Source organism: Actinoplanes sp. NPDC049316 (assembly GCF_040677315.1).
GTDB lineage: Bacteria > Actinomycetota > Actinomycetes > Mycobacteriales > Micromonosporaceae > Actinoplanes.
The window spans coordinates 73673-99607 of sequence record NZ_JBFAQM010000013.1 but is presented as its reverse complement, the minus strand read 5'-3'; the positions used below and the strand labels follow the sequence as shown (position 1 = coordinate 99607).

At 71.7% G+C, this 25935-nt stretch carries 26 protein-coding genes; 22 read left to right on the top strand and 4 right to left on the bottom strand.

The annotated features are described in order from the left end of the window. Window positions 1-42 precede the first annotated feature (42 nt). Window positions 43-1833 (bottom strand): hydrogenase maturation protein, encoded by a 1791-nt coding sequence (locus AB0K03_RS21005; protein WP_364687307.1) that lies wholly within the window; start codon window positions 1831-1833, stop codon window positions 43-45. Window positions 1834-2023: 190 nt separating this feature from the next. Between AB0K03_RS21005 and mfd the strand changes: the two genes are divergently transcribed. From mfd to AB0K03_RS20985, 4 genes are read left to right on the top strand one after another with little or no spacing between them, the layout of a single operon-like run. Then, window positions 2024-5662, top strand: a complete 3639-nt coding sequence (gene mfd, locus AB0K03_RS21000) for a transcription-repair coupling factor (RefSeq protein WP_364687305.1) — start codon at window positions 2024-2026, stop codon at window positions 5660-5662. Window positions 5663-5669: 7 nt separating this feature from the next. After that, a complete protein-coding gene (locus AB0K03_RS20995) occupies window positions 5670-6458 on the top strand; it encodes a SurA N-terminal domain-containing protein (RefSeq protein ID WP_364687303.1) in 789 nt (262 codons plus the stop codon). Further along, window positions 6458-7423: a nucleoside triphosphate pyrophosphohydrolase gene (locus tag AB0K03_RS20990; protein ID WP_364687301.1), complete on the top strand. Its 966-nt coding sequence runs from the start codon at window positions 6458-6460 to the stop codon at window positions 7421-7423. Before AB0K03_RS20995 ends, AB0K03_RS20990 begins: the two co-directional genes overlap by 1 nt. A 10-nt stretch (window positions 7424-7433) precedes the next feature. Then, the gene (locus AB0K03_RS20985) at window positions 7434-9050 is read left to right on the top strand and encodes a DUF885 domain-containing protein (protein WP_364687299.1); all 1617 of its coding nucleotides are present in this window, start codon (window positions 7434-7436) and stop codon (window positions 9048-9050) included. 438 nt (window positions 9051-9488) lie between these two features. On the opposite strand, the gene AB0K03_RS20980 is transcribed toward AB0K03_RS20985, so the two are convergent. Together AB0K03_RS20980 and AB0K03_RS20975 are read right to left on the bottom strand one after the other, a co-directional pair. Further along, on the bottom strand, window positions 9489-10184 hold the full coding sequence (locus AB0K03_RS20980) for a hypothetical protein (RefSeq protein ID WP_364687297.1): 696 nt from the start codon (window positions 10182-10184) through the stop codon (window positions 9489-9491). 77 nt (window positions 10185-10261) lie between these two features. Then, window positions 10262-10879 carry a hypothetical protein gene (locus AB0K03_RS20975; protein ID WP_364687295.1) on the bottom strand — a complete coding sequence of 206 codons (618 nt, stop codon included), beginning with the start codon at window positions 10877-10879 and terminating at the stop codon, window positions 10262-10264. Between the two features lie 170 nt (window positions 10880-11049). On the opposite strand from AB0K03_RS20975, the gene eno reads away from it, so the two are divergent. The 6 genes from eno (at window position 11050) to AB0K03_RS20945 (ending at window position 15484) form a co-directional block, all read left to right on the top strand. Continuing rightward, the gene (gene eno / locus AB0K03_RS20970) at window positions 11050-12333 is read left to right on the top strand and encodes a phosphopyruvate hydratase (RefSeq protein ID WP_364687293.1); all 1284 of its coding nucleotides are present in this window, start codon (window positions 11050-11052) and stop codon (window positions 12331-12333) included. A 108-nt stretch (window positions 12334-12441) separates the two neighbouring features. Further along, complete coding sequence (locus tag AB0K03_RS20965; protein WP_364687292.1) at window positions 12442-13062, top strand: septum formation initiator family protein; 621 nt, start codon at window positions 12442-12444, stop codon at window positions 13060-13062. Further along, window positions 13063-13566 carry a DUF501 domain-containing protein gene (locus AB0K03_RS20960; RefSeq protein ID WP_364687290.1) on the top strand — a complete coding sequence of 168 codons (504 nt, stop codon included), beginning with the start codon at window positions 13063-13065 and terminating at the stop codon, window positions 13564-13566. Further along, window positions 13563-14075, top strand: coding sequence for an amino-acid N-acetyltransferase (locus tag AB0K03_RS20955; RefSeq protein WP_364687288.1), 513 nt, complete (start codon window positions 13563-13565; stop codon window positions 14073-14075). Before AB0K03_RS20960 ends, AB0K03_RS20955 begins: the two co-directional genes overlap by 4 nt. A gap of 10 nt (window positions 14076-14085) precedes the next feature. After that, window positions 14086-14991 (top strand): Ppx/GppA phosphatase family protein, encoded by a 906-nt coding sequence (locus tag AB0K03_RS20950; RefSeq protein WP_364687286.1) that lies wholly within the window; start codon window positions 14086-14088, stop codon window positions 14989-14991. Between the two features lie 229 nt (window positions 14992-15220). Beyond that, window positions 15221-15484, top strand: coding sequence for a hypothetical protein (locus AB0K03_RS20945; protein WP_364687284.1), 264 nt, complete (start codon window positions 15221-15223; stop codon window positions 15482-15484). 210 nt (window positions 15485-15694) lie between these two features. Here AB0K03_RS20945 and AB0K03_RS20940 read toward each other — a convergent pair whose 3' ends face one another. After that, on the bottom strand, window positions 15695-15997 hold the full coding sequence (locus AB0K03_RS20940; RefSeq protein ID WP_364687282.1) for a hypothetical protein: 303 nt from the start codon (window positions 15995-15997) through the stop codon (window positions 15695-15697). Window positions 15998-16098: 101 nt separating this feature from the next. Between AB0K03_RS20940 and AB0K03_RS20935 the strand changes: the two genes are divergently transcribed. The 12 genes from AB0K03_RS20935 (at window position 16099) to AB0K03_RS20880 (ending at window position 25814) form a co-directional block, all read left to right on the top strand. Continuing rightward, the gene (locus AB0K03_RS20935) at window positions 16099-16869 is read left to right on the top strand and encodes a Hint domain-containing protein (RefSeq protein ID WP_364687280.1); all 771 of its coding nucleotides are present in this window, start codon (window positions 16099-16101) and stop codon (window positions 16867-16869) included. A 243-nt stretch (window positions 16870-17112) separates the two neighbouring features. Further along, window positions 17113-17847: a hypothetical protein gene (locus AB0K03_RS20930; RefSeq protein WP_364687278.1), complete on the top strand. Its 735-nt coding sequence runs from the start codon at window positions 17113-17115 to the stop codon at window positions 17845-17847. Between the two features lie 262 nt (window positions 17848-18109). Next, window positions 18110-18958 carry a hypothetical protein gene (locus AB0K03_RS20925; protein ID WP_364687276.1) on the top strand — a complete coding sequence of 283 codons (849 nt, stop codon included), beginning with the start codon at window positions 18110-18112 and terminating at the stop codon, window positions 18956-18958. Between the two features lie 38 nt (window positions 18959-18996). Then, window positions 18997-19353 (top strand): PadR family transcriptional regulator, encoded by a 357-nt coding sequence (locus AB0K03_RS20920; RefSeq protein WP_364687274.1) that lies wholly within the window; start codon window positions 18997-18999, stop codon window positions 19351-19353. Further along, a complete protein-coding gene (locus AB0K03_RS20915) occupies window positions 19334-20326 on the top strand; it encodes an HAAS signaling domain-containing protein (protein WP_364687272.1) in 993 nt (330 codons plus the stop codon). The genes AB0K03_RS20920 and AB0K03_RS20915 overlap by 20 nt, the downstream gene beginning before the upstream one ends. Window positions 20327-20332: 6 nt before the next feature. Then, a complete protein-coding gene (locus AB0K03_RS20910; protein WP_364687270.1) occupies window positions 20333-20665 on the top strand; it encodes an LppU/SCO3897 family protein in 333 nt (110 codons plus the stop codon). A gap of 26 nt (window positions 20666-20691) precedes the next feature. After that, window positions 20692-21429 (top strand): uracil-DNA glycosylase, encoded by a 738-nt coding sequence (locus AB0K03_RS20905; protein ID WP_364687268.1) that lies wholly within the window; start codon window positions 20692-20694, stop codon window positions 21427-21429. A 48-nt stretch (window positions 21430-21477) separates the two neighbouring features. Beyond that, window positions 21478-22182, top strand: a complete 705-nt coding sequence (locus AB0K03_RS20900) for a DUF4129 domain-containing protein (RefSeq protein ID WP_364687266.1) — start codon at window positions 21478-21480, stop codon at window positions 22180-22182. A gap of 82 nt (window positions 22183-22264) precedes the next feature. Further along, entirely contained in the window at window positions 22265-22861 is a 597-nt protein-coding gene (locus AB0K03_RS20895) for a hypothetical protein (protein WP_364687264.1), read from the top strand. 13 nt (window positions 22862-22874) lie between these two features. Continuing rightward, window positions 22875-23885 carry a MoxR family ATPase gene (locus AB0K03_RS20890; RefSeq protein ID WP_364687262.1) on the top strand — a complete coding sequence of 337 codons (1011 nt, stop codon included), beginning with the start codon at window positions 22875-22877 and terminating at the stop codon, window positions 23883-23885. A gap of 32 nt (window positions 23886-23917) precedes the next feature. Then, window positions 23918-25249: a DUF58 domain-containing protein gene (locus AB0K03_RS20885; protein ID WP_364687474.1), complete on the top strand. Its 1332-nt coding sequence runs from the start codon at window positions 23918-23920 to the stop codon at window positions 25247-25249. Window position 25250: 1 nt separating this feature from the next. Then, on the top strand, window positions 25251-25814 hold the full coding sequence (locus tag AB0K03_RS20880; protein WP_364687260.1) for a hypothetical protein: 564 nt from the start codon (window positions 25251-25253) through the stop codon (window positions 25812-25814). Window positions 25815-25935 lie beyond the last annotated feature (121 nt).

Below are 25935 nucleotides of genomic sequence, written 5' to 3'. Positions count from 1 at the left end.
GGCACGACAACAGGCGTCGTACCCGGCGTCCGGTGTGGACGGTCAGGCGGAGAGCGGCACGGCCGGGCGTACCCGCGCCGGAGGCTCGCCGGCGGAACCGTTGCGCACCCGCGTGACCTGACGCGGGCGGCCCTGCTGAACCGCCGGGGCCGCGCTCAGCAGCAGCCGGGCGGGGGTGTGCGCGGGCCGGGCCTTGGTGACGAAGGCGTGCCGGGCGGCGGCGAAACCCGAGCGGTCGCCGAACATGTCGCTGCTCATCTCGGCGAGCTCGCGGATCTCGTACACGTCCAGCGGCACCGGCTCGGCGGCGAGCCGCTTGGCCTTCTCGGCCTGCAGCCGGCGGGCGGTCCGGGCGTCGGCGTGCCGGGCGGCGAGCGCGGTCAGCCACTCGCCGTACGCCTCCGGGCGCCGGGGCCCGACCTCGTCGACCAGGCCCAGCGACTGCGCCTGCGCCACGCTGACCGGGAGCTTGTCGTCGATGAGCCGCTGCGCGGCGTCCGCGCCGACCCGCCGGGGCAGGGTGAACGTGTGCAGCTCGGAGCCGTACAGGCCCATGTCGTAGTACGGGTTCAGCACCACGCCGTCGCGGGCCGCCACGATGTCCGCGCCGAGGCCCATCATTGCGCCGCCGGCTCCGGCGCTGCCCGCGTACGCGGCGATCACCACCTGCCGGGTGCAGCCGATGATCTCCCGGCACACCTCGTTGATGGCCTTGATGTTGGCCCACGCCGCGCCCGCGGGGTCGGCGGCGGCCTCCACGGCGTTGAGGTGGATGCCGTTGCTGAACGCGTCGCTGCCGCTGCGCAGCACCAGCACCCGGGTGTCCTGCCCGGCGGCGTGCCGCAGGGCGGCCAGGAGGCGGTGGCAGTGCCCGGTGGACATCGCGCCGTTGTAGAAGTCGAACGCCAGCCAGCCGACCGCGCCGGCCCGCCGGTACCGGATCTGCCGGTACGACGGCGCCTCGGGCTCGACGCCGACGGGCAGCGGGGAGTGCGGCACACCGCGCAGCCGCTTGCCGAGCAGCGTGGTGGCGGGCAGCTTGAAGTGCCCGGGTCCCGAGGCGTCCCGCAGGTGGCCCAGCCACACGCTGCCGTCGCCGGTGCCCACCAGCACGGCCCCCTGCCGGCGGCCCAGCACGCTGCCCGGCCGGGCGCCGCGGGTCAGGCCCGGGTGCGCGTCGTACGCGAAGACCTCCAGCCCGGCCAGCTCCGTACGGACACCCGGCGCGCCGTCGGCGGCCCGGATCCTGCGCAGGATCTGGTCGGTCGGCGCGGACCAGTCGAAGGCCCGGTCCGCCTGCGTCATCATCGGCCGGGGCCGGGCGCCCTGCACCTCCACGGTCAGCTCGGTGGCGGGCACCGGCTCGAACGCCGGGTCGGCGGCCTTGGCCACGACCTCGAACACGCACTCCAGCGCCGCGTCGGCCACCGGACCGTTGTAGAGCGAGGACTTGCGCGGCGCTGTGGCCGGCATGGGGAACGTACGGGTCGCCCAGATCGGGCCCGCGTCCATCTCCTCGACCGCCTGCAGCGCGGTGACGCCCCACGTCGGCGCGGCCTCGGCGATGGCCCAGTCCAGCGAGGACGGGCCGCGGTCGCCGACCGGCCCGGGGTGCAGGATCACCGTGCGCCACCGCTGCCAGACCTGCGCCGGGACGCGGTCCTTCAGGTACGGGCACACGATCAGGTCCGGCTGCGCGGCGCGGACCCCGTCGATCATGTCCTGCGCCCCGGTGGCCAGCAGGACGCCGACGTCGTGACCGGCCTCCCGCAGGGCGCACCAGACGCGCTGACTCAGGCCGTTGAACCCGGACACCAGCAGTAGAATCCGCACATTGCCTCCCCAGACAATCCCCCACAGCAGCTCGGCAGTCTTGACCACCCGATTGGCATGATGTCGGACTTGCTGTCCGATAACGGTCCGTCACGCCGACGTCCCCGGGTGGCGGACTAAGCTTGGGGGCGTACCCCCCGTCCAACTGGCGTCGGGGGTTTTCGATGTGCCTGTCGGGAGAGCTTTTTTCATGCAACTCAGTGGCCTCATCCCGGCCGCCCTGCGTGACCGCGGGCTGGCGCGGGCCCGTGACCTGGCCCGCAAGGGCGGAGTGGACTCCGACGCGCTCGACCTGACCGCTCCCGCGTCGCTGCGCCCGTTCGTGGTCGCGTCGGTCGCCGGACCGGCCGACCTCGGCGGCGCCGGGCGTCCCGTGCTCGCCGTCACCGCCACGAGCCGGGAGGCCGACGACCTCGCGAACGCGCTCGGCTGCCTCCTCGACCCCGGCCGCATCGCCGTGTACCCGTCCTGGGAGACGCTCCCGCACGAGCGGCTCTCGCCCCGCTCCGACACCGTCGGCCGCCGCCTGGCCGTGCTGCGCCGCCTCGCGCACCCCGCGGAGTCCGGTGGCGAGCCGCTGCAGGTCGTCGTCGCGCCCGTGCGTTCCCTGCTGCAGCCCCAGCTCAAGGGGCTCGGCGACCTCGAGCCGGTCGAGCTGCACGCCGGGGGAACGGCCGAGCTGGAGGACGTCGCGCGGCGGCTCACCGACATGGCGTACGCCCGCGTCGACCTGGTCACCAAGCGCGGCGAGTTCGCCGTGCGCGGCGGCATCCTCGACGTGTTCCCGCCCACCGACGAGCACCCGTCCCGGGTCGAGTTCTGGGGCGACGAGGTGGAGGAGATCCGCACCTTCGCCGTCGCCGACCAGCGCACGATCGACCCCGTCGACCGGCTCTGGGCGCCGCCCTGCCGCGAGCTGCTGCTGACCCCGTCGGTGCGGGCGCGCGCCGCCGAGCTGGCCCAGGAGCACCCCGAGCTGGCGGAGATCCTCGACAAGCTCGCCGAGGGCATCCCGGTCGAGGGCATGGAATCGCTGGCCCCGGCGCTGCTGCAGGGCACCGGCAGCATGGAGCTGCTGATCGACTGCATGCCTGTGGGCACCCACGTGCTGCTGTGCGACCCGGAGCGGATCCGTACCCGGGCCCACGACCTGACCCGCACCTCCGACGAGTTCCTCGAGGCCAGCTGGGCCGCGGCCGCCGTCGGCGGCCAGGCCCCGATCGATGTCGGCGCCGCCGCCTTCCGGACCCTCGCGGATGTCCGCGCGCACGCCGCGACCCTGCGCCAGCCGTGGTGGACCGTGTCACCGTTCGGCCTCGCCGAGGCCGAGGAAGCGTCCGCCTCCGACACGCCGTGGCTGGAGACCCCGGAGGTGGAGGTCACGCCCGACACGGGCGACGCCGTCTCGCTGCGCGCGCAGCCGGTCCCGCTCTACCACGGCGACACCGCGCGGCTCGCCGACGACCTGCGCCGGTGGGCCGCCGAGCAGTGGGCGATCGCGCTGGTCTTCGAGGGCCACGGCACCGCCCAGCGGGCCACCGAGCTGCTGCGCGACGCCGGCCTCGGCGTCACCCCGGTCGACGCCATCGAGACCGGCATCGAAACCGGCCAGCTCCTGATCACCTGCGGCGGGCTCAACCACGGCTTCATCGACGACGGCTCCCGGCTCGCCGTCATCACCGGCAACGACATCAGCGGCGGCCGCGGCGCGTCCACCAAGGACATGCGCAAGATGCCGAGCCGCCGGCGCAACACGATCGACCCGCTGGAGCTCAAGACCGGCGACTTCGTCGTGCACGAGCAGCACGGCATCGGCCGCTACATCGAGCTCGTGCAGCGCACGGTCAACGGCGCCGACCGCGAATACCTGGTCATCGAGTACGCCCCCAGCAAGCGCGGCCAGCCCGGCGACCGGCTGTTCGTCCCCACCGACCAGCTCGACCAGCTCTCCCGCTACGTCGGCGGCGAGCAGCCCAGCCTGCACAAGATGGGCGGCTCGGACTGGCAGAAGAGCAAGGCCCGCGCACGCAAGGCGGTCCGCGAGATCGCGGCCCAGCTGATCCAGCTGTACGCCGCCCGCCAGGCGTCCCAGGGCCACGCGTTCGGCCCGGACACCCCGTGGCAGCGCGAGCTGGAGGACGCGTTCCCGTACCAGGAGACGCCGGACCAGCTCGCCGCCATCAGCGAGGTCAAGCACGACATGGAGCTCGCCGTACCGATGGACCGCCTGATCTGCGGCGACGTCGGGTACGGCAAGACCGAGATCGCCGTTCGCGCGGCCTTCAAGGCCGTGCAGGACGGCAAGCAGGTCGCGATCCTCGTGCCGACCACCCTGCTCGCGCAGCAGCACTACAACACGTTCGCCGAGCGGATGAGCCAGTTCCCGATCAGCGTCAAGCAGTTGTCGCGGTTCCAGACGCCCAAGGAGGCGGCGCTCACGCTGGAGCAGGCCGCCGACGGCACCGCCGACATCGTCATCGGCACGCACCGGCTGCTGGCCAACTCGACCCGGTTCAAGAACCTCGGGCTGATCATCGTGGACGAGGAGCAGCGCTTCGGCGTCGAGCACAAGGAGCAGCTCAAGGCCCTGCGCGCCTCGGTGGACGTGCTCACCATGTCCGCCACGCCGATCCCGCGCACGCTCGAGATGGCCATCACCGGCATCCGCGAGATGTCGACCATCGCCACCCCGCCGGAGGAGCGGCACCCGGTGCTGACGTTCGTCGGCGCGCACGACGACAAGCAGGTCGCCGCCGCCATCCACCGCGAGCTGCTCCGCGACGGCCAGGTGTTCTACCTGCACAACCGGGTCGAGTCGATCGACCGGGCCGCGCGCAAGCTGCGCGAGCTCGTGCCCGAGGCCCGGGTCGCGGTCGCGCACGGGCAGATGAGCGAGGAACAGCTCGAGAAGGTGATGGTCGGCTTCTGGGAGAAGGAGTTCGACGTCCTGGTCTGCACGACCATCGTGGAGTCGGGCATCGACATCCCGAACGCCAACACGCTCATCGTCGAGCGGGCCGACCTGCTCGGCCTGGCCCAGCTGCACCAGATCCGCGGCCGGGTCGGGCGCGGCCGCGAGCGCGCGTACGCGTACTTCCTGTACCCGCGCGAGAAGCCGCTGACCGAGCAGGCCCACGAGCGGCTCGCCACCATCGCGCAGCACACCGAGCTCGGCGCCGGCATGTACGTGGCCATGAAGGACCTCGAGATCCGCGGGGCGGGCAACCTGCTCGGCGGCGAGCAGTCCGGCCACATCGAGGGCGTCGGCTTCGACCTGTACGTGCGCATGGTCGGCGAGGCGGTGCAGGCCTTCAAGGGCGAGCGGCCCGAGGAGGAGCCCGAGGTCAAGGTGGACCTGCCGGTCGATGCGCACCTGCCGGTCGAGTACATCTCCGTGGAGCGGCTGCGCCTGGAGATGTACCGCAAGCTCGCCGAGGCCCGCGACGACGCCCGCCTCGACGAGGTGGTCGCCGAGATGACCGACCGGTACGGCGAGCCGCCGGCCCAGGTCGCCAACCTCATCGCGGTCGCCCGGTTCCGGCTGGTCGCGCGGGCGTACGGCCTCACCGACGTCTCGGTGCAGGGCAAGCACCTGCGCTTCTCGCCGCTGCCGCTGCCGGACTCCAAGCAGATGCGGCTCAAGCGCTACCACCCGGACTCGGTCTACAAGCCGGCCAACGACCAGGTCAGCGTGCCGCGTCCGACCACCCGCCGGGTCGGCGGCGAGCCGCTGCGTGACCTGGCCCTCCTGCAGTGGTGCACCCAGCTGCTCAAGGACGTGCTGGGTGACATCCCGGCCCCGGTTACCGGCGTCACATCCCGATCGTGAGAGAGTCATGACCATGCAGCGTGCCCGCCGACTCGCATCCACCGCCGTCGTCGCCGTCCTCGCCGTCGCCGGCCTGACCGCCTGCCAGCAGTCGCCCGACGTGGCGGCGTACGTGGGCGGCGGCACCATCACCGAGGACCGCGTGCAGGGCATCTACGACCAGGTCCGCGACCAGCTGACCGCCGCGCGGGAGCAGGCCCGGCAGCAGAAGGGCGACTCCGCCGAGCCGTTGCCTCCGCTGGCCATGCCGATCAAGCAGCAGGACGTGCTCAACACGCTGCTGACCGTCGACGTGCTGCGCAAGTCCGCGAAGGCGCACAATCTGCAGGCCGCCGACTCGCCGACCGTCGAGCAGGTCGCCCAGGCGCGCAACTACTCGCCCGAGTGGGAGTACACGCGGCTCTACACGGAGACGTACCGGCTGCGGACCGCCCTGCAGGGCGCGGTCAGCCCGGCGACGCTCACCGACGCCGACCTGCGCGACGTGCACCAGCGGCTCGTCAAGGGCGGCGTCGCCGACCCCTCCACGACCTTCGAGCAGTTCAAGAACACGCTGTCTCCGGAGAACAAGTCGCTGCTCGAGACGTACGTGGCGCTGCGCGGCGAGCTGGAGAAGATCGTGGCGGACGAGCACGTCAAGCTCAACCCGCGGTACGGCGATCAGCAGGTCTCCCTGCTCTCGGCCCAGGGCTCGGACGGCAAGGACGTGCCGCTGATCGTGCTGCCGCTCGCCGGCGACGACCAGTCCGGCGACACGTACGTCACCGACGTCTCCGCCGTGGCAAACGTCGCCTGATGCCCGGCGCCGGGCGCATCGTCCTGCTGGTCACCTCCCCGAGACTGCCGGCCGGACTGCTCACGGCGGCGGCCTGGGACCTGGTCCGCAGCTCCCCGGTGTACGCCGCCGCCGACAGCGAGCAGGCCACGGCGCTGCGTTCGGCCGGCGTGGCCGTGCAGGTCGTCGAGCCCGACCCGGAGATCCTCGTGGCCGCCCTGGCCGCGCAGCCCACGGTCGTCTGGCTCGCCGGGGCGGCCGGGGACGAGGACTTCGCCCGCCGGCTCGGGCTGCGGCTGGCCCGCGAACCCGCCCTCGCCGAGCTCGAGCTCTGCTACGGCTCCTGGGACCCGCCCGGCGCCCGGCTGCTCGACGCGGTCGCGGTGATGGACCGGCTCGTGTCGCCCGGCGGGGATCCGTGGAAGCAGCAGCAGACCCACGAGACGCTCGCGCCGTACCTGCTCGAGGAGAGCTACGAGGCGTACGACGCGATCGTGTCGCAGGACCTCGCGGCCCTGCGCGAGGAGCTCGGCGACGTGCTGCTGCAGGTGGTCCTGCACGCGCGCCTCGCGGAAGACCTGCCCGAGGACGAACGCTGGACCGTCGACGACGTGGCCGGCGGCCTAGTGGACAAGATGGTGCGCCGCAACCCGCACGTGTTCGCGGGCGAGGACGTCGACGGCGTGCAGGCCATCATCGACAACTGGGAGCGGATCAAGAAGGAGGAGAAGGCCCGGCAGTCGGTGCTCGACGGCATCGCGCTGAGCCAGCCGGCCCTGTCGCTGGCCGCGAAGATCCTCCAGCGTACGGACCGCGCCGGGCTCGCGGTGCCGCTGCCGGCCGGCGACGACCTGGGCGCCACCCTGTTACGGCTGGTCGCGCAGGCCCGCGCCGACGGGCTCGACCCCGAGGCACTGCTGCGCCAGGCGGCCCTCGCGTACGCCGACGACGTGCGTGCCCAGGAGAATGTCGGACCCGCCGAGTAGATTTCGCTCCATGCCGGAGTTCGTGCCGCTCGCCGAGCGCATCGTCGACGCCATCCTCGAGACCGACCCCGCCCTGGCGTCGTTCGCGGGCGACCACCGCTACGACGACCGGCTGCCCGACCGCTCGCCCGGCGCGGTGGCCGAACGGGTCACCATGCTGCGCGACGCGGCGGACGCCCTCGCCGGCCTCGACCCCGACGCCTTCGGCGAGCAGGACCAGGTCGACCACGCGATCCTGTCGGCCGTCGTGGAGCGCCGCATCTTCGAGCTCACCGACGTGCGCGAGCACGAGTGGAACCCGCTGGCGCACAACCCGGGCCCGCTGCTGCACGCGCTCCTCGCCCGCCCGTTCGCACCCGCCGAGGAGCGGCTCACCAGCCTCGGCGGCCGCCTCGCCGCGGTGCCCGACACGCTCGCCACCGCCCGCGCGGTGCTGCGCGACGTGCCGCGCCTGCACGCCGAGACCGCGGTCGGCCAGTTCGCCGGCACGGCGGCCCTGATCCGCGACCAGGTGCCGCGAATGCTCACCGAGGCGCCCGGCCTGCGCCCGGCCGTGGAGCCGGCGGCCGCCGCCGCGCTCGACGCGCTGGCCGAGTTCGACGGCTGGCTGCGGGCCCGCCTGGAGAGCGGCGAGCCGGGACGCGACCCCCGCCTGGGACGCCCGCTCTGGGAGGCCCGGCTCTGGCACACGCTCGACACCGAGCTGCCCGCCGCGGAGGTCCTCGCCCGCGCGCGGCGCAACATCGACGATGTCGGCGCCCGGCTGCGCGAGGCCGCGGCGGAGCTCGTCGGCGGCCCGGCCACCGACGAGACCGTGCGCCGAGCCCTCGACACCCTGGCCGCCGAGCACCCCGACGAGTCCACGATCGTCGACCTGGCGAAGGTCACGATGGCCGAGGCCACGGAGTTCGTCCGCGACCACGGCCTGATGACCCTCGTCGACGACCCGTGCCTCATCGAGGAGATGCCGGAGTTCGCCCGCGGCGTCGCCGTCGCCTACTGCGACCCGCCCGGCCCGCTCGAGACCGCCGACGTCCCCACGTTCTACTGCATCGCCCCGGCCCCCGCCGACTGGCCGCGCGACCGCATCGAATCGTTCTACCGCGAATACAACGACCACATGCTGCGCAACCTGACCGTGCACGAGGCGATGCCGGGCCACTTCCTCCAGCTCGCCCACTCCCGCCGCTTCCGCGCCGGCACCCGCGTCCGCGCGCTCGGCTTCTCCGGCCCGTTCGTGGAGGGCTGGGCGGTCTACGCGGAGGAGCTGATGGCCGGCCTCGGCTTCGGCGGCCTCCCCGTCCGCCTCCAGCAGCTCAAGATGCAGCTCCGCATGAGCCTCAACGCGGTCATCGACCAACTCGTCCACTGCGACGACCTCCCGGAATCGGAGGCGATGGCGCTGATGACCACGCGCGGCTTCCAGGAGGAGGGCGAGGCGGCCGGCAAATGGAAGCGGGCGCTGCTGACCTCCACCCAGCTCTCCACCTACTTCGTCGGCTACACGGAGATCGCGGCGATCGCGGCGGCCCGCCCGTTCGGCGCAACCCCCAAGGCCTGGCACGACGCGATGCTCGCGCACGGCTCCCCGCCACCCCGCCACCTGCGCACCCTCCTCGGCGTCTGACGGCCGCCCTTTCTCGCTCCGGCGGCCTGCCCCGCGCCTCACGAAGAGGGTGCCCGCTTGCGGCGGATTCGGCCGGTGCCGGGACTCCCGATCAGCAAGAAGCAACTGGATGAACTTGGCGATCGGTTGCGCGATGCCGACACCCCGGCGGCGGAGGACTTCGAGCTGTTGGAGTCCGTCCTCGATGCCTACGACGAGGCGCTCCAAGAGGTCGGAAGCTCGCTGCGAGAACTCGGCTTCGAGCCCACGGTGCGACTCAAGACGACCGGCACCAGCATCGACAAGCTCCGGCGCGAGCGCAGCTCGAGCTTGAAGACCATCCATGACTTGGCGGGCGCCCGCATCGTGCTGTCCGGATCCTTGCGGGCTCAGGACGCCGCGGTGCGATTTGGAAGGGCTGGCCAGCGCCTGATCGCAGCGCTGCCCGACCACGCGCCCTCAGGTGCCGCGGCGGTCGACCATCTTGGCAGCCGGGGGCGTCTTGAACGTTTCCTCCGCGACCTGGTCCGCGTAGTGGGTCATCGCCACGTCGACGTTGGTCTGGTTCAGCATTCCGCTGAAGCTGCCCAGCACCCCCTCGTTCGTGACGCACGTGCGGAAGTCCCGGGCCGCCGCGCCGTCGACGCCCAGCAACTCCACGCAGGTGGCGTGCCGGCCGGCGATCGTCGTGTCGTGCTGGTCGACCTGGACGTCCGGGTCGAGGACGGCCTTGTTGAGCAGCGTCAGCACGGTGGCCGGGGTGATCATGCCGCTGGCGTCGGCGCCGCGGAACACCGTGGGCGGGGGTGGGCTGGTGGGGGTGGCCGGTGCCGTCATCGTGCAGGTTGCCGGCTTGGTGGTGGTGCGGCACTCCGTGGTGGCGTCCGCGGTCACCATCAGCTTGCCGCCCGGGTAGACGTACGCCGAGCGGGCCGGTTTCTGGGTCTGCGCGATGGTCGCCGTCTTGCCGCCGGGCAGCTGGTACGTCGCCTCGTACGTGAGGGTGCCCGCGTTCGAGAGCTGGGCGGCGAGGTCGGCGACCAGGTCGTTGCGGCTGAGCCCCTGCGCCGCCGGGTCGTCCAGGTCCGAGCAGCCGGCCGTGGCGGCGAGCGCGAGCAGAGCGGCCGCCGTGAGGCGCAGACGGGAGGAGGGCACGAGCCCACCTTTGCCGATGTGCGCAAGCGCGCGCAAACCGGTATTCACCCGGTCGCTCTGCGTGGATGAATGGCCGCTCAAGCGCGGGTACGGCTGAGCAGCTGCTGGCGCATCACGTACCGGCGGATGACGCGGGCCTGACTCTCGTCCGTGGCGAAGATGGCCACGATCTCCACCGACATCGGCCCCGGCGGCACCTGCTGGGGCAGCATCGCGACGCGGGACGCCACGGCCGGGATGTCGACGATCTCGTTGCCCAGCTGGATCCACAGCTGGAGCTCCTCGCCGGCGGCCACGTTCGTGCCTTCGAAGTGGGCGCGCATGCTGTGCTCGCTGATGTCGCGGATCCAGCCGTGGGCGTCCGCCCAGCCCGGCCGGCGCATGATGATGCGCTCGCCGCCACCGCCGCGGACGAACAGGCGCTGCTGCTCGATCTCGGCGGTGCCCGACGCGCGCAGCTCCACCCGGTTCTCCTCGATGCCGATGACGGCGCAAGGGAGGGCGTATCTGCCGCGCGGCGCGGCGGACCAGCGCAGCGTGACCGGTGTGCCCACCGGGGGCACGGCGGCCTGCGGCGCCGACAGGGTCAGGCCCGCGCCCTCGGCGTGGACGACGCGGACGCGGGCGGCCTGCTCGTCGGAGGCGGTCATCTCGACGTACGAGCCGGCATCGGGGAGGTGCGCGGTGGTAGTCATGGCAACACGGGTGATCGGCAGGGCCGCGCCGGGCCTGAGGCAAGTGCCGCCGGAAGTTCACCGGCCGCCGCCACGCCGGGAACCCCGGGTCGATACCCTCAGGGTCGTGGTCGGCCGCAGGGTCGCGGTCTGAGGAATTATCCGTACGAACATGAGGAGCGATTCGACAGATGGCCACCATTGAAGCGATCGTCGCCCGGGAGATTCTCGACTCGCGCGGCAACCCGACCGTCGAGGTCGAGGTCGGTCTGGACGACGGCACCATCGGCCGCGCCGCGGTCCCGTCCGGCGCCTCCACCGGCGCGTTCGAGGCGCTCGAGCTGCGTGACGGCGACAAGGGCCGTTACCTCGGCAAGGGCGTCGAGAAGGCGGTCAGCAACGTCGAGGACAAGATCGCCGACGAGCTGCTCGGGTACGAGGCCAGCGAGCAGCGCCTGATCGACGAGAAGATGCTCGACATCGACGGCACCTCGGACAAGTCGGAGCTGGGCGCCAACGCGATCCTCGGCGTCTCCCTGGCCGTGGCCAAGGCTGCCGCGCAGAGCGCCGAGCTGCCGCTGTTCCGCTACCTGGGCGGCCCCAACGCGCACCTGCTGCCGGTGCCGATGATGAACATCCTCAACGGTGGCGCCCACGCCGACTCGAACGTCGACGTGCAGGAGTTCATGATCGCCCCGATCGGCGCGTCCTCGTTCCGCGAGGCGCTGCGGACCGGCGCCGAGGTCTACCACGCGCTCAAGTCCGTGCTGAAGAAGAAGGGCCTGTCGACCGGCCTCGGCGACGAGGGTGGCTTCGCGCCCAGCCTGCCGTCGAACGCCTCCGCGCTGGACCTGATCGCCGAGGCCGTGCAGGCCGCCGGCTTCGCGCTCGGCACCGACATCGTGCTGGCGATGGACGTCGCCGCGACCGAGTTCCACAAGGACGGCGCGTACGTCTTCGAGGGCTCGCCGAAGTCGACCGAGGAGATGATCAACTACTACGCCAAGCTGGCGGAGACGTACCCGATCGTCTCGATCGAGGACCCGCTGTCGGAGGAGGACTGGGCCGGCTGGTCGGCGATGACCGCGCAGCTGGGCTCGAAGCTCCAGATCGTCGGCGACGACCTGTTCGTCACCAACCCGACCCGCATCGGCCGGGGCATCGCCGAGAGCGCGGCCAACGCCGTGCTCGTCAAGGTCAACCAGATCGGCTCGCTCACCGAGACCCTGGACGCCGTGGACATGGCGCACCGGGCCGGCTTCAAGACGATGATGAGCCACCGCTCCGGCGAGACCGAGGACGTCACGATCGCCGACCTGGCCGTGGCCGTCGGCAGCGGTCAGATCAAGACCGGCGCGCCGGCCCGCTCGGACCGTGTCGCGAAGTACAACCAGCTCCTGCGCATCGAGGAGGAGCTCGGCAGCGCCGCCCGGTACGCCGGTGCGGGCGCGTTCCCGCGTTACCGCACCGCGTAACGCCCGGTCACGGATCATGGAGTTGTGGCTCCGCGTCCTGTGGGCATAGTGTCCGCAGAGCAGGTGCCGCAACTCCATGGTCTTGGCGAGTGCCGGGGGAGGGCAGGGATGACGCAGCGCCGCACACCGAGTGGGCAGGGGCCGTCGCGCCGCTCCACCGGTCATGCGGGGCGTCCGGGGGTCCGCAGTGGCGCCCGGCCCACGCGCATCAACACCGGCGCCACCCGCATCGAGCCGCGCCGCACCGTCGGCACCCGCACCACCGGCAGCCTCAACCGCTCCGGCAGCAGGCCGGCCGCCGCGCGCCGGGCGGCCGCGTCGGGCGCCACCAAGCGTACGGTCGCCACCCGCCCCAAGGCCTTCACCGGGCGGGCCACGGTGCTGATCGTCGTGCTGGTCGCGCTCGCTCTCGCGTACACGTATCCGGTGCGGGTCTACCTCGCCCAGGAGTCCCAGATCGCCCAGATGCAGGCCGACCAGGCCGCGCAGCAGGACCGGATCAAGGGCCTGGAGGAGGAGGTCCAGAAATGGCAGGACCCCGAGTACGTCCGCATCCAGGCCCGTGACCGGCTCTTCTACGTCCGCCCGGGCGAAGTGCCGCTGCTGGTCCTCAACGACCCGGCGGGCGCCGCGCGCGACGCGGGCCGTCCCGTGGCCGGAGCCCCCGACCGGTGGTACGACACACTGTGGGGAAGCGTCGCCGCAGCCAATGCAGAATCCCGAAAGTAGATGACGACTCCTTCCGAGACCGATCTCGAGATCGTCGCCGAGCAACTCGGCCGCCGCCCCCGCGGCACCCGCGCCGTCGCGCACCGCTGCCCCTGCGGGAACCCGGACGTGGTGGAGACCGAGCCCCGCCTGGACGACGGCACCCCGTTCCCGACCATGTTCTACCTGACCTGCCCGCGGGCGACGGCGGCGTGCAGCCGCCTGGAGTCCGCCGGCGTCATGCGTGACATGCAGGAGCGGCTGTCCACCGACCCGGAGCTGGCGCAGCGTTACCGCGCCGCCCACGAGGACTATCTGGCCCGCCGCGAAGCCGTGCAGCACGTGCCGGAGATCGAGAAGATCTCCGCGGGCGGCATGCCGGACCGCGTCAAGTGCCTGCACGTGCACCTGGGGCATGCGCTCGCCGCCGGGCCCGGGGTGAACCCGTTCGGCGACGAGGTCCGCGCTGCCGTCGAGCCGTGGTGGGCGGACGGTCCGTGCGTGCGGCCCCCGTCGGACGCATGACCGCCGTGCAGATCGACATCCGCCGGGCCCGTACGGCCGACATCAAAGCCATCCGGGCGCTCGTGGACACCTACACCGCGGACCGGCGCCTGCTCAGCAAGGCCACCGTCACCCTGTACGAGAGCGTCCAGGAGTTCTGGGTCGCCGTGGACGCCGCCGAGCGCCGGGTCATCGGCTGCGGCGCGCTGCACGTGATGTGGGAGGACCTGGCGGAGATCCGTACGGTCGCCGTCGACCCCGCGTACCGCGGTCAGAAGATCGGCCACCGCCTCGTCACCGAGCTGCTCGGCGTGGCCCGCGAGCTCGGTGTGGCCCGCGTCTTCTGCCTGACCTTCGAGACCCGCTTCTTCGCGTCCTTCGGCTTCGCGGAGATCGACGGCGCGCCCGTGCCGCACGCCGTGTACGAGCAGCTGCTGCGCTCGTACGACGAGGGTGTCGCCGAGTTCCTCGACCTGGAGCGGGTGAAGCCGAATACGCTCGGCAACACGAGGATGTTGCTCCACCTTTAGGAGGCCCGGCGTGCGAGTCGCCGCGATCGACTGTGGCACCAACTCGATCCGACTGCTGATCGCCGACGTGGCCGATGGGACGCTGACCGACGTCTCGCGGCGGATGGAGATCGTCCGGCTGGGCGAGGGCGTCGACCGGACCGGCCGGCTGGCCCCGGAGGCCGTCGAGCGGACCCGCAAGGCCCTGATCGGGTACGCGGCGGAGATCGCCGAACTGGGCGTGGAGCGGGTCCGCATGTGCGCGACGTCCGCCTCCCGCGACGCCTCCAACGCAGCCGACTTCCGCTCGATGGTCCGGGCCGTGCTCGGCGTCGACCCGGAGGTCATCACCGGCGAGGAGGAGGCCCGCCTGTCCTTCGCCGGCGCGGTCACCGGTCTCAACGCGGAACCGCCGTACCTGGTGGTCGACATCGGCGGCGGCTCCACCGAGTTCGTCGTCGGCTTCGAACAGGTCGACCACGCGGTCTCGGTGGACATCGGCTGCGTCCGCATGACCGAACGCCACCTGCACGGCGACCCGCCCACCCCGGCCGAGGTGGCGGCCGCGGAGGAGGACATCACCCGCGCGGTGGACACCGCGCTGCGCAAAGTCTCGGGCCGCGGCACGATGACGCTGGTCGGTCTGGCCGGCTCGGTCACAACGGTCGCGGCGCTGGCCCTGCGCCTCCCCGAGTACGACGCTTCCCGCATCCACCACGCCCGCATCCCGTACGACGACGTGGCGAAGGTGACGGCCGACCTGTTGGGCTCGACGGTCGCGGACCGCCGGGACCTGCCGGTGATGCACCCGGGCCGGGCCGACGTGATCGGCGCAGGGGCGCTCATCCTGCGGATCATCATGGAGCGGGCCGGGAAGCTGTCGGTGGTCGCCAGCGAGCACGACATCCTCGAGGGCATCGCCTTCTCGCTGTCTTAAGACCGCCTTAAGTGACTCCGGTCACATAGATGATCTTCGGGGCAGCGCGCGAGGCCCCTCATCCGGTTACTTCTCCTCGCTCGATCGACGTCGAGCGTTCAACGACCTCGCGTTCTCCGGCGGGGGCATCGGCGACCTCATCAGGCTCGCCGAGGACGGCAAGGCCCTCGCGTACGGCTGGCCCGGCACCCTCCCCACGCCGGTCCTGGACGGTGACACCGCGACGTACGTGGACGCACTGCCCGGCGTCGACCTCAAGATGAGCGCGTCCAGCGTCGGCTACTCGTACGTGATGGTTGTGAAGTCGGCGGAGGCCGCTGCCGACCTGGCGGAGACCGAACTGGCCCTGCCCGTGCGGGGTGAGGGTGTGGACGTCCGCCGGTCGGAGTCCGGCGGTCTGACCGCGGTCGAGGCCGCCGGAGCGGTGGTCTTCGAGGGGGCCCAGCCAGTCGGAAGTGGCAGACCTACTGTCGCTCGACATGGCGTCCGGTGACGTGCTTCTCGCTCATCTTCACGCTGCCGTCTCGCACTCGGTTCCTGATTACGTTTTCACCGATGAGACGGGCGAATATGAAGGCCTCTTCGGTGACTTCCAGCCCGACAGAAACCCGCGGTGGCGGTGAGGCCTCAGCTTCGCTGCCGTCTCGAGGCGATTCGCCGCAACAGGGTTTCGATGTCCCGTACGGGCCGGATATTCGGCTGATCAATCGATGTTTCGCGCGAACACGGTCGGCGCCCCCGCGTCGGCTCCGAACGCGACGTGGCTGCCTCCGGCTCGGTCCACTGCTTCGTCCCATCCTTCGGGCGCCGCGTCTCCGGCCGGCGTCAAGCGCGGCAATAGGAAGCCCGCGTCTCCCGGGCCGTCCACCACCACAAGCGTGAGCCGATTGATGAGCGACCACTCGCCGGTAATGACATCGGCAGGCACGTCGACGGAGAGTGCAACAGTCGGAGCGCCGTCACGAACCACGAATCGGGCGGCTTCGGGGGGCAGCATTTGTGGCACGCGGCGATTATGTCAGTAAGCCGACGTAGGCGAGCTGGACGGCCGGCGGCAACCGGTCGGGTCGAAGATCACCACCGCCGCGTAGACCATCGCGCGCCGCCTTGCCGGGGCGCGTCAGTGACACCGCCAAGGGCGCGCACGGTGAACTGCCACGTCCGTCCCGCCGAAGCCTGCGCCGCCCGGCCAAGCCGAAGGACGCCCCGAGCGGGGCGAAGGACACGTCGCCGAAGAAGACCGACGGGGACAACCCGGGCGGCGGCAAGGGCGACGGGGGCGGCAAGAGCGACGGCGGCGGCGAGAGTTGCGCGACCAAGAACAGCTTCGTGCCGGGCACGAAGGTGGTGCTGGCCGACGGTTCCACCAAGGCGATCGAAGACCTGAAGGTCGGCGACGAGGTCCTGGCCACTGACCCGAAGACCGGTGAGACGGCGGCCAAGCCGATCGAGGCGACGATCCTGGGCGAGGGCGACAAGGACCTCGTGCAGATCACGGTCAAGGTGGGTGCCTCCGACGAGGAGACGATCATCGCGACCGACGGTCACCCGTTCTGGGTGGAGTCGCTGCACAAGTGGGTGCCGGCTTCGGAGCTGAGCGTGGATGCGCTGCTGCGGACTGCGGCAGGCACGTACGTGAAGATCACGGCGTTGGACCCCGATCTCGGTGACGGGCCAGCAGGTCCACAACCTGACCGTCACGGGCATCCACACGTACTACGTCCTCGCCGGCACCACACCAGTTCTCGTACACAACTGCGGCGAGGCTTCGGACGAACTTCTGGATCTCGCCGATGCGAACATCGGGCACACGAACGTTGCGGCAGAGGCAGTGGCAACCGATGGAACGCGCGGATTCGGCACCAGTCAAGCACGTGAGCTCGAAGACCTGACACCTGATGTGAAGACTGCCGTCCAGGCAACAGGGCATCATGGAGGCTGTGCCGAGATCGGCGCTCTGTGTGATCTGGAAAGTCAGGGTGCCCCGATCACTGGAGCTCGTTCACAGGCGGTTCATGTCGCAAACGGAAGCCAAGGACATGGTTACGATGTGCATGGGACGGATATACCCTTCTGTCCGTCCTGTGAGAGATTGTTCGAATATCTCGAGGGTGGGCCACTATGGCGAGCGACGCGGCTTTCAGTGACCTGTCTGAACGCGCTCAGAGGTTTTTCGCCGCAAACCGGGCGACCTACGCGCCGCCGCCATTCAGGATTGATACCTCAAGTTCTTTGAGCAAGAGTCCGGACCTGCGTGAATTCGCAGCGCATCTGGAGCCGATCAACTCGATATATTCCGGATTGAAATTCCCTGTGCTGGGTGGGCAGCTGGCCGGCGAGGTGCGTCTGGGTCTGCATGGCAGTAACAACGTCTGGAGGGCAAGGCCAGACATCTTGGTGGCAAGGATGGCAGCCCATGACACTGCGCAATGCGCGATGGTGCTGGCTGTGGGCAGTCGATTCGGCTGCTCGTGGACCGGTGAGTTCACCCCGCTATTCGATTCCATCGGCCTGATGCTGGAAGACGCGGCCGTATGGGGAGGTCTCCAAGGCTGGAGTTACGTGGCGTTCCTGGACGCCGCTACTGAGCACGTCCTGGGGGTGCTCGGTGACCTGTCGAGGGACTCCAGCGCCTCCGGCGACCTTTCTCAGTGGTGGTTCGGCGAAGATATCGCCGTTTCGGTTGCGCCATACTTGAATCCTGCGCGTGGGGACAACCCACGTACGACGATTCTGGTGAAATCCGCTCACGCAGTCGGCAGGGTGAGGCGGGAACTCGATGGCGTTGGCTTCGGCGGAATCAAACTTCGGGATGCGGCTCTTGGCTGCGTGCCGCTTTTGAGAAATGCCACTTGACGAGTTCAAACTCACGCCTTGTGGGGTGGGTGGGAGCATGGATGGATTTCGTTCTCGACCCGCCCCGCGTGGCCGGTCCCGGCAGCCCGGCGAGGTTGTCCATCGACGCGCTGGGTGAACCGGGTCGCAGTAGACCTCGTGATGTGGTCCACACGGTACGAGAGACCGGACGAGGTGCCGATAGCGGCTGGGTGCAACAGGGCTGTGCCGACGTCGCCGACGTTGGTGCAGCCCCTCGCGGTCCGTGCGCCAGGATCGGACCGTGGAGATCGGGTTGAGTGGCGGCTATCGTCCTGCGGACTTCGAGACGGACGGGAGCCTGCGCGACATCTGCGTACTCGACGCTGATATACGTCACTGGGAGAAGCTGTTCCGCGCCGTCGTGGCGGGTCCATGGCCATACGAGCTGGAGCACAACGGCAGGCAGATCTCGGCCGAGGACCTCTCACCAGCGACTCTCTTCGGGGAGGGGGCGGCCGACGTCTCTGTGCGGCTTGAGGTCCACGTCGAGCCCATGTGGTTCACCTGCTTCCCCTTCGAGCCCGGGGAGATCGAGTTCTCCTTCTCCCCAGCGGAGCTTGCCGACGGCCGCAACTTCGGATCGGTGGAACGCTTCATGATCTGGCTGGCCACCGTCTGCCGCCGCCCGGCCATCCTCACCATGGAGAGCAGCACCGGCCACTCGAACGCCGTCCCGCTGCTGGAGACACAGGTCGCCGCGACCGTGACCACCTTCGACTACAAGGTGCTGCACGCGTCGTGGGGCATCCAGATCGCCTTCACAGCCGAGGCGCGTCCCTCGTCGCAAAGCGGCGTCCGGGTGGTGCAGGACGTCGACGGTGCACCCCTCGACGACGAGATGATGAGTGCCGTGGTCTCGGGCATCGCTCTCGTGGCGGAGGAGATATCGGCCGCCGTCAGCGGGCACCCGGTCGACATCGTGGTCCGCTCCGTTCGGTACGCCGAGACCGACTTCCAGGTGGAGGGTTTGACCGCGGCCGCCGTCGGTTGGGCGGTGGAACGGTTCGGCCTTCCGTCCCGGCCGGTGGCGGTCCGTTTCGACCGCGAGAGGAACCGCTACGTCTTCGGCGGCGGCGCGCCGGGGCATTGATTGGACACTACTTCGCACCGCGCACTACTGTGCTCCCCGTGGATACGACCCAGCTCCTCAAGGGAGTCCTGGATCTTGCCGTCCTCGCCGCCCTCCGCGACGAGGACGGCTACGGCTACGACATCCTCCGCCGCCTCCGCACCGCCGGCCTCGCCGAGGTCGGCGATGCCTCCGTGTACGGCACGCTGCGCCGCCTCTTCAACGCCGGCCTGCTGACCACGTACGTGGTGCCGAGTGTCGAGGGGCCGCACCGGAAGTACTACTCGCTGAACGCCGCCGGGCGGGACGAGTTGCAGCGGTCGGGCAAGATCTGGCACGGGTTCGCATCAACGATGGACGATCTGCTTCACGAGCGGGAGACGAGCGGGAGACGGCGTGAATTCCACGGCTCATGACGAGATCACCGCGTACGTGTTCGCGGTCCGCGCGGCGCTCGGGGATCTGCCCGAGGCGCAGCGCGACGAGTTGCTCGAGGATCTTGCCGAGCACTTGACCGAGGTCATGGCCGACGGTGAAGGGTCGCTCACGGAGCGCCTGGGCAGCCCGGAGGCGTACGCCGCCGAGCTGCGCGGCACGGCGCCGTTCGTGGGCGGCTTCCCCGACCCGCCGCGGTCGGTCAACCCGTTCGCGGAGCTCCGCGAGCAGTTCGTCCCGCAGCTGCGCGAGCACGTCTACCCCCTGCTGCGGATGGTGGACGTGCGCCTCGGCAAGATGCTCGGCTACCCGCGCGCCCGCGACTTCTTCGTGCTGCTGCGTCCCGCCTGGTGGGTCGTGCGCGGCTATCTGGCGGCGATGGTGGTCGCGGTGATGCTGGACGGCACCGGGCAGCCGATCGGCCTGCTGCCGCGCATCGGCGGGAGCGACCTGGTGGCGCTGTTCCTGCTCGGCGTCGGCGTCCTCGGCTCGATCTGGCTGGGGCGCCGGTCGCTGCGGCTGCGCCGGTGGCCGCGTCTGGCCCTCTACCTCGGGTCGTTCGTGCTGGTCATGGTGGCGTTCTCCGGGTTCGTCGAGGCCGACAGCAGCACCCGGGACTCGTACTACTCGGACGTGAACTACGACAACCCGTACAGCGGTGTGGAGGACGTGTTCGTCTACGACCAGGAGGGGAAGCTGATCGACGACGCGCGCCTCTTCGACCAGAACGGCCAGCCCATCCACCTGGGCAATGCCTCGTGCTACGACGAGGACGGCAACTACGTCGAGGACGTCGACCCGGGCGTCTACCCGTACTGTCCGGAGCACGCGCCGTTCCGCATGCCCGGGGCCGCACCGAAGGCGGCCGAGAGCGAGAAGGCAGGCAGCAAGCCGACGAAGACGGCGCCGGCGAGCGCGGACCCGACGACAACGCCGAGTCGCCCGGGTCGTTGACCCGGTGTGAACAAACTCCTCGGCGGTGCCGTCGCGGCGCTGCTGGGTGTGCTGGTGCTGACGGTGTCGCGCGACGAGGACGAGGCGGTGGACGCGGCGGTCGGCGACTGCCTCGCGGCGCCGGTCACGGTCCGGGTCGGCGAGGACGCCGAAGCCGACGCGAAGGTGGTCGGGTGCGGTTCCGCGTACGCCGCGTACACCGTGGTCGGCCGGCTCGACGGCCGCAGTGACCCGCGCAGCACCGCCTGCGAGACGTATTTCCAGGCGAACGAGGAGTACTTCGTCTACAGCAGCACGGCCGGCGACGGCTACCTGCTCTGCCTCACCCGGCGGCGCTGAACCGGCCCTGCGGACATACTGGACGCGTGCTCAGCCGTACCCCTGAAGACGTGGCCGCCCACGCGGCCGCCGCGCCGGACCTGACCGTGCTCGACGCCGGCGTCGCGGATTGTTTCGCCTGCCCGCGCCTGGTCACGTGGCGTGAGGAGGTCGCCGCCACGAAGCGTGCAGCGTTCCGGGACTGGACGTACTGGGGGCGGCCGATCCCGGGGTTCGGGCCCGCCGACGCGCCGATCGTGATCCTCGGCCTAGCGCCCGCCGCGCACGGCGGCAACCGGACCGGCCGGATCTTCACCGGCGACCGTTCCGGCGACGTGCTGTTCGCCGCGCTGCACCGCGCGGGCCTGGCCAACCAGCCGACCAGCGTCTCCGCCGACGACGGCCTGGAGCTGCGGCACACCCGCGTCTTCTCCGCGGTCCGGTGCGCGCCGCCGGACAACAAACCCCTGCCGGTCGAGCGCGACACGTGCGCACCCTGGATGCGGCGGGAGATCTCGCTCCTCAGACCCACCCTGCGGGTGGTGGTCGCGCTGGGTGCCTTCGCCTGGGCGGCGTGGTGGCCGGCCCTGACCTCCGTGTACGGCGTGCAGCCGCCGGTGCCCAGGCCCGCGTTCGGCCACGGCGTACGGGTGTCCGTGCCGGGCGCGCCGGAGCTGCTCGGCTGCTATCACGTGTCCCAGCAGAACACCTTCACCGGCCGGCTCACCCCGGCCATGCTCGACGACGTCTTCGACAGTGCGAAACGGCTCGCGGGCCTGGCATGATTCGTGTCCTGCCGTCTTTCCCCTCGTACACGGATCAGGGCCCGCGCATTGGATCTCGCCGCACTGCGTCGCTGGTGGCCGCTCGCCGCCGTCCTCGCGCTGCTCTTTCTCGCCTCGCTGGCGGCCACCCGGTCGGCGCCGCAACTCGAGCGGTTCAACCCGGATGCCGCCGCCGCGGCCGAGGAGACCGCCGCGCCGCTGCTGCCGCCGACGCCCGAGGCGGTGAAGAGCGCGACCCCCGAGCCGGTCGAGGCCGCCCGCGGGCTGCCGGGCTGGATCGGCACCGCGGCGTGGATCGTCCTCGCGGTGGCCGGGCTGGCGGTGCTCATCCTGGTCACGTGGGCCGTGATCCGTGACCGGAGCCGGCGGCGGGTGCGGCGGGGCGCCCGCCGGGCCGAGCCGCGGCCGGAGACCCGTACGGCCGAGGATCTGGTCGCCGCGCTCGACGCGGGCCTGCAGGAGCTCTCCGACACCGACCGTGACCCCCGGCGGGCCGTCATCGCCTGCTGGGTACGCCTCGAGCAGGCCGCGGCAGCGGCCGGCACCCCCCGGCACGCCGGCGACAGCCCGACCGACCTGGTCGCCCGTCTCCTCGCCGAGCAACGCGTGGAGGCGGCCGTGCTGACGCCGTTCGCCCACGTCTACCGCCAGGCCCGGTACGCGACCCACACGGTCGACGACCAGATGCGCCACCAGGCCCGGTCGGCGCTGGAACGGCTGCGCGCCGACCTCGGGGCCGGAGCTGCGGCATGAGCGACTGCACCGAACCGCGCTTGCCGGCGGTGGGCGACGGCCTCGCCGGTGAGGGCCAGGAGTCCATGCCGATGGAGGTAACGTGAGTCGCGACGACGGGGGTCTCGAGGATCTGTTCTCCGGCGCGGCCGACCACCCGGCCGAGGAGGTCCCGGAGGCGCCCGCGAAACCGCGTTCCCGGGCCGGCTGGGTGCTGCGCAACGTGCTGCTCGTCGCCGTCGCGACGGCCGTGACCGTGGCGGTGCTGCGCTCGCAGGGCATCAAGGTGTCCGTGCTGCTCGTCGTGGCCGCGTTCATCGCGTTGCGGCTGCTGATGCTCGCGGTGTCCGAAGTGGCCCCGCCGCCGCCACCGCGGGCGCGGGGCGGCCGGGGTGAGGAGAGCGGCGACTACCGCTGGGCCGGCAACGACACGCTGCGGATCGCCGTACGCCGTTGGGAACAGCAACTGGACTGGTCGCACAACGACGGCGAGCGCTTCTCGCGTATCGTGCTGCCCGCGCTGACCGAGTTGGCCGACGAGCGCCTGCGGCTGCGGCACGGGGTCTCCCGCGCCTCGGATCCCCGGCGGGCCCGCGAGCTGATGGGGGAGCCGCTGTGGCAGCTGCTGCACGACCCGGGACGGCGGCCGCCGAAGGCCCGGGAGATGTCGGCGGTCGTCGACGCACTGGAGAAGATCTGAGAAGGGTGGATCGGTGACGGACGCGAGCGTGGAGGCCCTGCCGCCCTACGAGGTGGGCCGGCTGGCCGGCGCGGTCCTCGAGTCGGTCGGCAGCGTGGTGGTGGGCAAGCGGGAGGCCCTCGAGCTCGTCCTCGCCGGCATCCTGGCCGGCGGTCACGTGCTGCTGGAGGACCTGCCCGGCCTGGGCAAGACGCTGACCGCCCGCTGCTTCGCGCAGGCGCTCGGGCTCGACTTCCGCCGCCTGCAGTTCACCCCGGACCTGCTGCCCGCGGACGTGACCGGCTCCTTCCTGTACGACCAGCGCAAGGGCGACTTCGCCTTCCGGGCCGGCCCGGTGTTCACGAACATGCTGCTCGCCGACGAGATCAACCGGACGCCGCCGAAGACACAGGCCGCCCTGCTGGAGGCGATGCAGGAGAAGCAGGTGTCGGTCGAGGGCGTGACCTACCGCCTGGACCCGCCGTTCCACGTGCTCGCCACCGCCAACCCGATCGAGTACGAGGGCACGTACCCGCTGCCCGAGGCCCAGCTGGACCGCTTCATGCTGCGGGTCTCGTTCGGCTACCCGACCCAGGACGAGGAGTGGGACGTGCTGCGCCGTCGCATGTCCCGCCGCCAGGAGGACGCGCAGCTCGCGCCGGTCGTGAACGCCCGCACGCTGCAGGCCATGCAGGGCGCGCTGGAGTCGGTCGCGGTCGAGGACTCGATCGGCCGCTACATCGTGGCGCTGACCGCGGCGACCCGCGAGCACGCCTCGGCGCTGGTCGGCTCGTCGCCGCGTGGCTCGCTCGCGCTGCTGCTGCTCGCCCGGGCCCGCGCGGCGATGGCCGGTCGCGACTACGTGGTGCCCGAGGACGTCAAGGACGTCGCCGTGCCCGCCCTCGCGCACCGGATCACGCTGCGGCCGGAGATGTGGCTGCGCCGCGTCGACCCGCAGTTCGTGGTGCAGGAGGTGCTGCAGAACGTGCCGGCGCCGGCCAGCGGCGCGCTGCCGACGTACGCGGGCGGGTACGCCGAGCAGTGACACTCATCGACCCGCCACCGCTGCGGGCCGCGGTGCCTCCGGCCGAGGCGGCGGCCGACGAGGGCTGGGCGGCCCCGGCCTGGGTGCCGACCCGGGCCCTGGGCCGTACGGTCCTGCTCACCGGCCTGCTGCTGGTGCTCGGGGTGGCGCTGGGCCGGGTGGACCTGGTGCTGCTGGCCGCGCCGTTCGCGATCGGGGCGGCGATCGGGCTGCGGCGGATGCCCCGGTCCGCGCCGGAGCTGCGGATCGACGCCGACGAGGAGCACATCGTCGAGGGTGGCGAGGTCGCCGCGGCCCTGACCGTGGCCAACGCCGACGTCATCGCGTACGACCTGGTGGTGGTGCGGACCCGGACCTCGCCGTGGCTGGACCTGGAGGACGCCGACCGGCCGTTCGCCGTCACGGTGGCCCCGGACGGCTGGACGGCGGTCGAGCTGCCCGGGCGGGCGCTGCGCTGGGGCCGGCACGCCGTGGGCCCGGCGGCCGCGCGGGTGGCCGCGTGCGGCGGCCTGCTGGCCTGCCGTCCGGTCGTCGTCCCGGCCCGCGGGGTGCGGGTCTACCCGGAGACGGAACCGTTCGCGGCCACCGAGGCGATGCCCGCGGCGGCCGGCCTGGTCGGCAACCACCGGTCGCGGCGGCCGGGTGAGGGCGGCGAGCTTGCGGGGGTACGCCCGTTCGCGCCGGGCGACAGGCTGCGCCGTATCGACTGGCGGGTGTCCCTGCGGACCCGCGATCTGCACGTGGCCTCGACGCTGTCCGACCGCGACGCCGAGGTGCTGCTGCTCCTCGACGTGCTCGGGGAGGCGGGGGCGTCCGGGGGAGTGAAGGGAAAGGCGTCCGTGCTCGACACCACCGTGCGCGCGGCCGCGGCGATCGCCGAGCACTACCTGCAGCGCGGCGACCGGGTCTCGCTCGCCGAGTACGGTTCCTCCGCCCGCCGCCTGCGTCCCGCCACGGGCCGGCGGCAGTATCTGACGGTGCTCGAGTGGCTGCTCGACGTCCGCGCGGACACCGCCGACAGTGAGCCGTACGAGCACGTCTTCGGCGCCCACAACGTCTCCTCCGACGCGCTCGTCGTGGTGCTGACCCCGCTGGTGGATCCCCGGGCGGCGGACATGCTGGCCGGGCTCGTGCAGTCGGGCCGCTACACGGTGGCCGTCGACACGCTGCCCGAGGGGGCCGCGCCACCGCAGCGCAGCCAGTGGACGCCGCTGGCCACCCGGCTGTGGCGGATGGAACGGGAGAACGTGCTCGGCCGGCTGCGTGAGCACGGCGTGCCCGTGGTGACCTGGGCCGGGGCGGGCAGCCTCGACCTCGTGCTGCGCGACGTGGCCCGGCTGGCCTCCGCGCCCCGGGGGCGCTGACATGCTCGACGGCATCGCGAACCGCCTGGCCCGCACCCGTAGGGTCGTCACCCGGGCGACGGTCCTGCCGCTGGCCGTGCGCTGCGGCGCCGGCCTCGCCTTCTTCGCGGCGATGACGGTCGCCTGGCCGGTGTCGCTGGTGGTGAGCCGGTACGCGGTCCTGCTGGCCGTGGTCGCGGTCTACCCCGCCTTCGCGCCGCGCGGCCGGGGGCCCACGCTGACGATCGTGACCGTGGTGGCGGGCTGGCTCGTCGACACCACCTGGTACGACGCCCGCATCGCGCTCTGGCGGGTGCTGGCGATCGCGACGCTCACGTACGCCGGCCACACGCTGGCGGCGCTGGCGGCGGTGCTGCCGTACGACTCGATGGTGAACGCCGACGTGGTCACCGGCTGGCTCACCCGCGCGGGCCTGACGATCCTCCTCTCGGCCGTGCTGACCGTGCTCGCGCTGGGGCTGACCGCCGAGCTGGCCGGCGGCGCGTTCGTCCTGGCGACCCTGGTCGGGCTGGCGGCCGCGGTGGGCCTGGCGCTGCTCCTGAGCCGGCTCCTTCGCCGTCCGTGACCGTGCGCGCGCATGAAGTTCTCAGCGAAATGAAACCGAAATACCGGCGTTACGACTCTTGACTTCCGGGGTTGTCCTTGGTCACAGAACGGGGCACGGGACCCCCGGCGGCGGGACAATG

Coding starts and splice junctions, on each gene's coding strand:
- mfd (WP_364687305.1), top strand. CDS start 2,024: ATGCAACTCAGTGGCCTCATCCCGGCCGCCCTGCGTGACCGCGGGCTG.
- AB0K03_RS20995 (WP_364687303.1), top strand. CDS start 5,670: ATGACCATGCAGCGTGCCCGCCGACTCGCATCCACCGCCGTCGTCGCC.
- AB0K03_RS20990 (WP_364687301.1), top strand. CDS start 6,458: ATGCCCGGCGCCGGGCGCATCGTCCTGCTGGTCACCTCCCCGAGACTG.
- AB0K03_RS20985 (WP_364687299.1), top strand. CDS start 7,434: ATGCCGGAGTTCGTGCCGCTCGCCGAGCGCATCGTCGACGCCATCCTC.
- AB0K03_RS20975 (WP_364687295.1), bottom strand. CDS start 10,879: ATGACTACCACCGCGCACCTCCCCGATGCCGGCTCGTACGTCGAGATG.
- eno (WP_364687293.1), top strand. CDS start 11,050: ATGGCCACCATTGAAGCGATCGTCGCCCGGGAGATTCTCGACTCGCGC.
- AB0K03_RS20965 (WP_364687292.1), top strand. CDS start 12,442: ATGACGCAGCGCCGCACACCGAGTGGGCAGGGGCCGTCGCGCCGCTCC.
- AB0K03_RS20960 (WP_364687290.1), top strand. CDS start 13,063: ATGACGACTCCTTCCGAGACCGATCTCGAGATCGTCGCCGAGCAACTC.
- AB0K03_RS20955 (WP_364687288.1), top strand. CDS start 13,563: ATGACCGCCGTGCAGATCGACATCCGCCGGGCCCGTACGGCCGACATC.
- AB0K03_RS20930 (WP_364687278.1), top strand. CDS start 17,113: ATGGCGAGCGACGCGGCTTTCAGTGACCTGTCTGAACGCGCTCAGAGG.
- AB0K03_RS20880 (WP_364687260.1), top strand. CDS start 25,251: ATGCTCGACGGCATCGCGAACCGCCTGGCCCGCACCCGTAGGGTCGTC.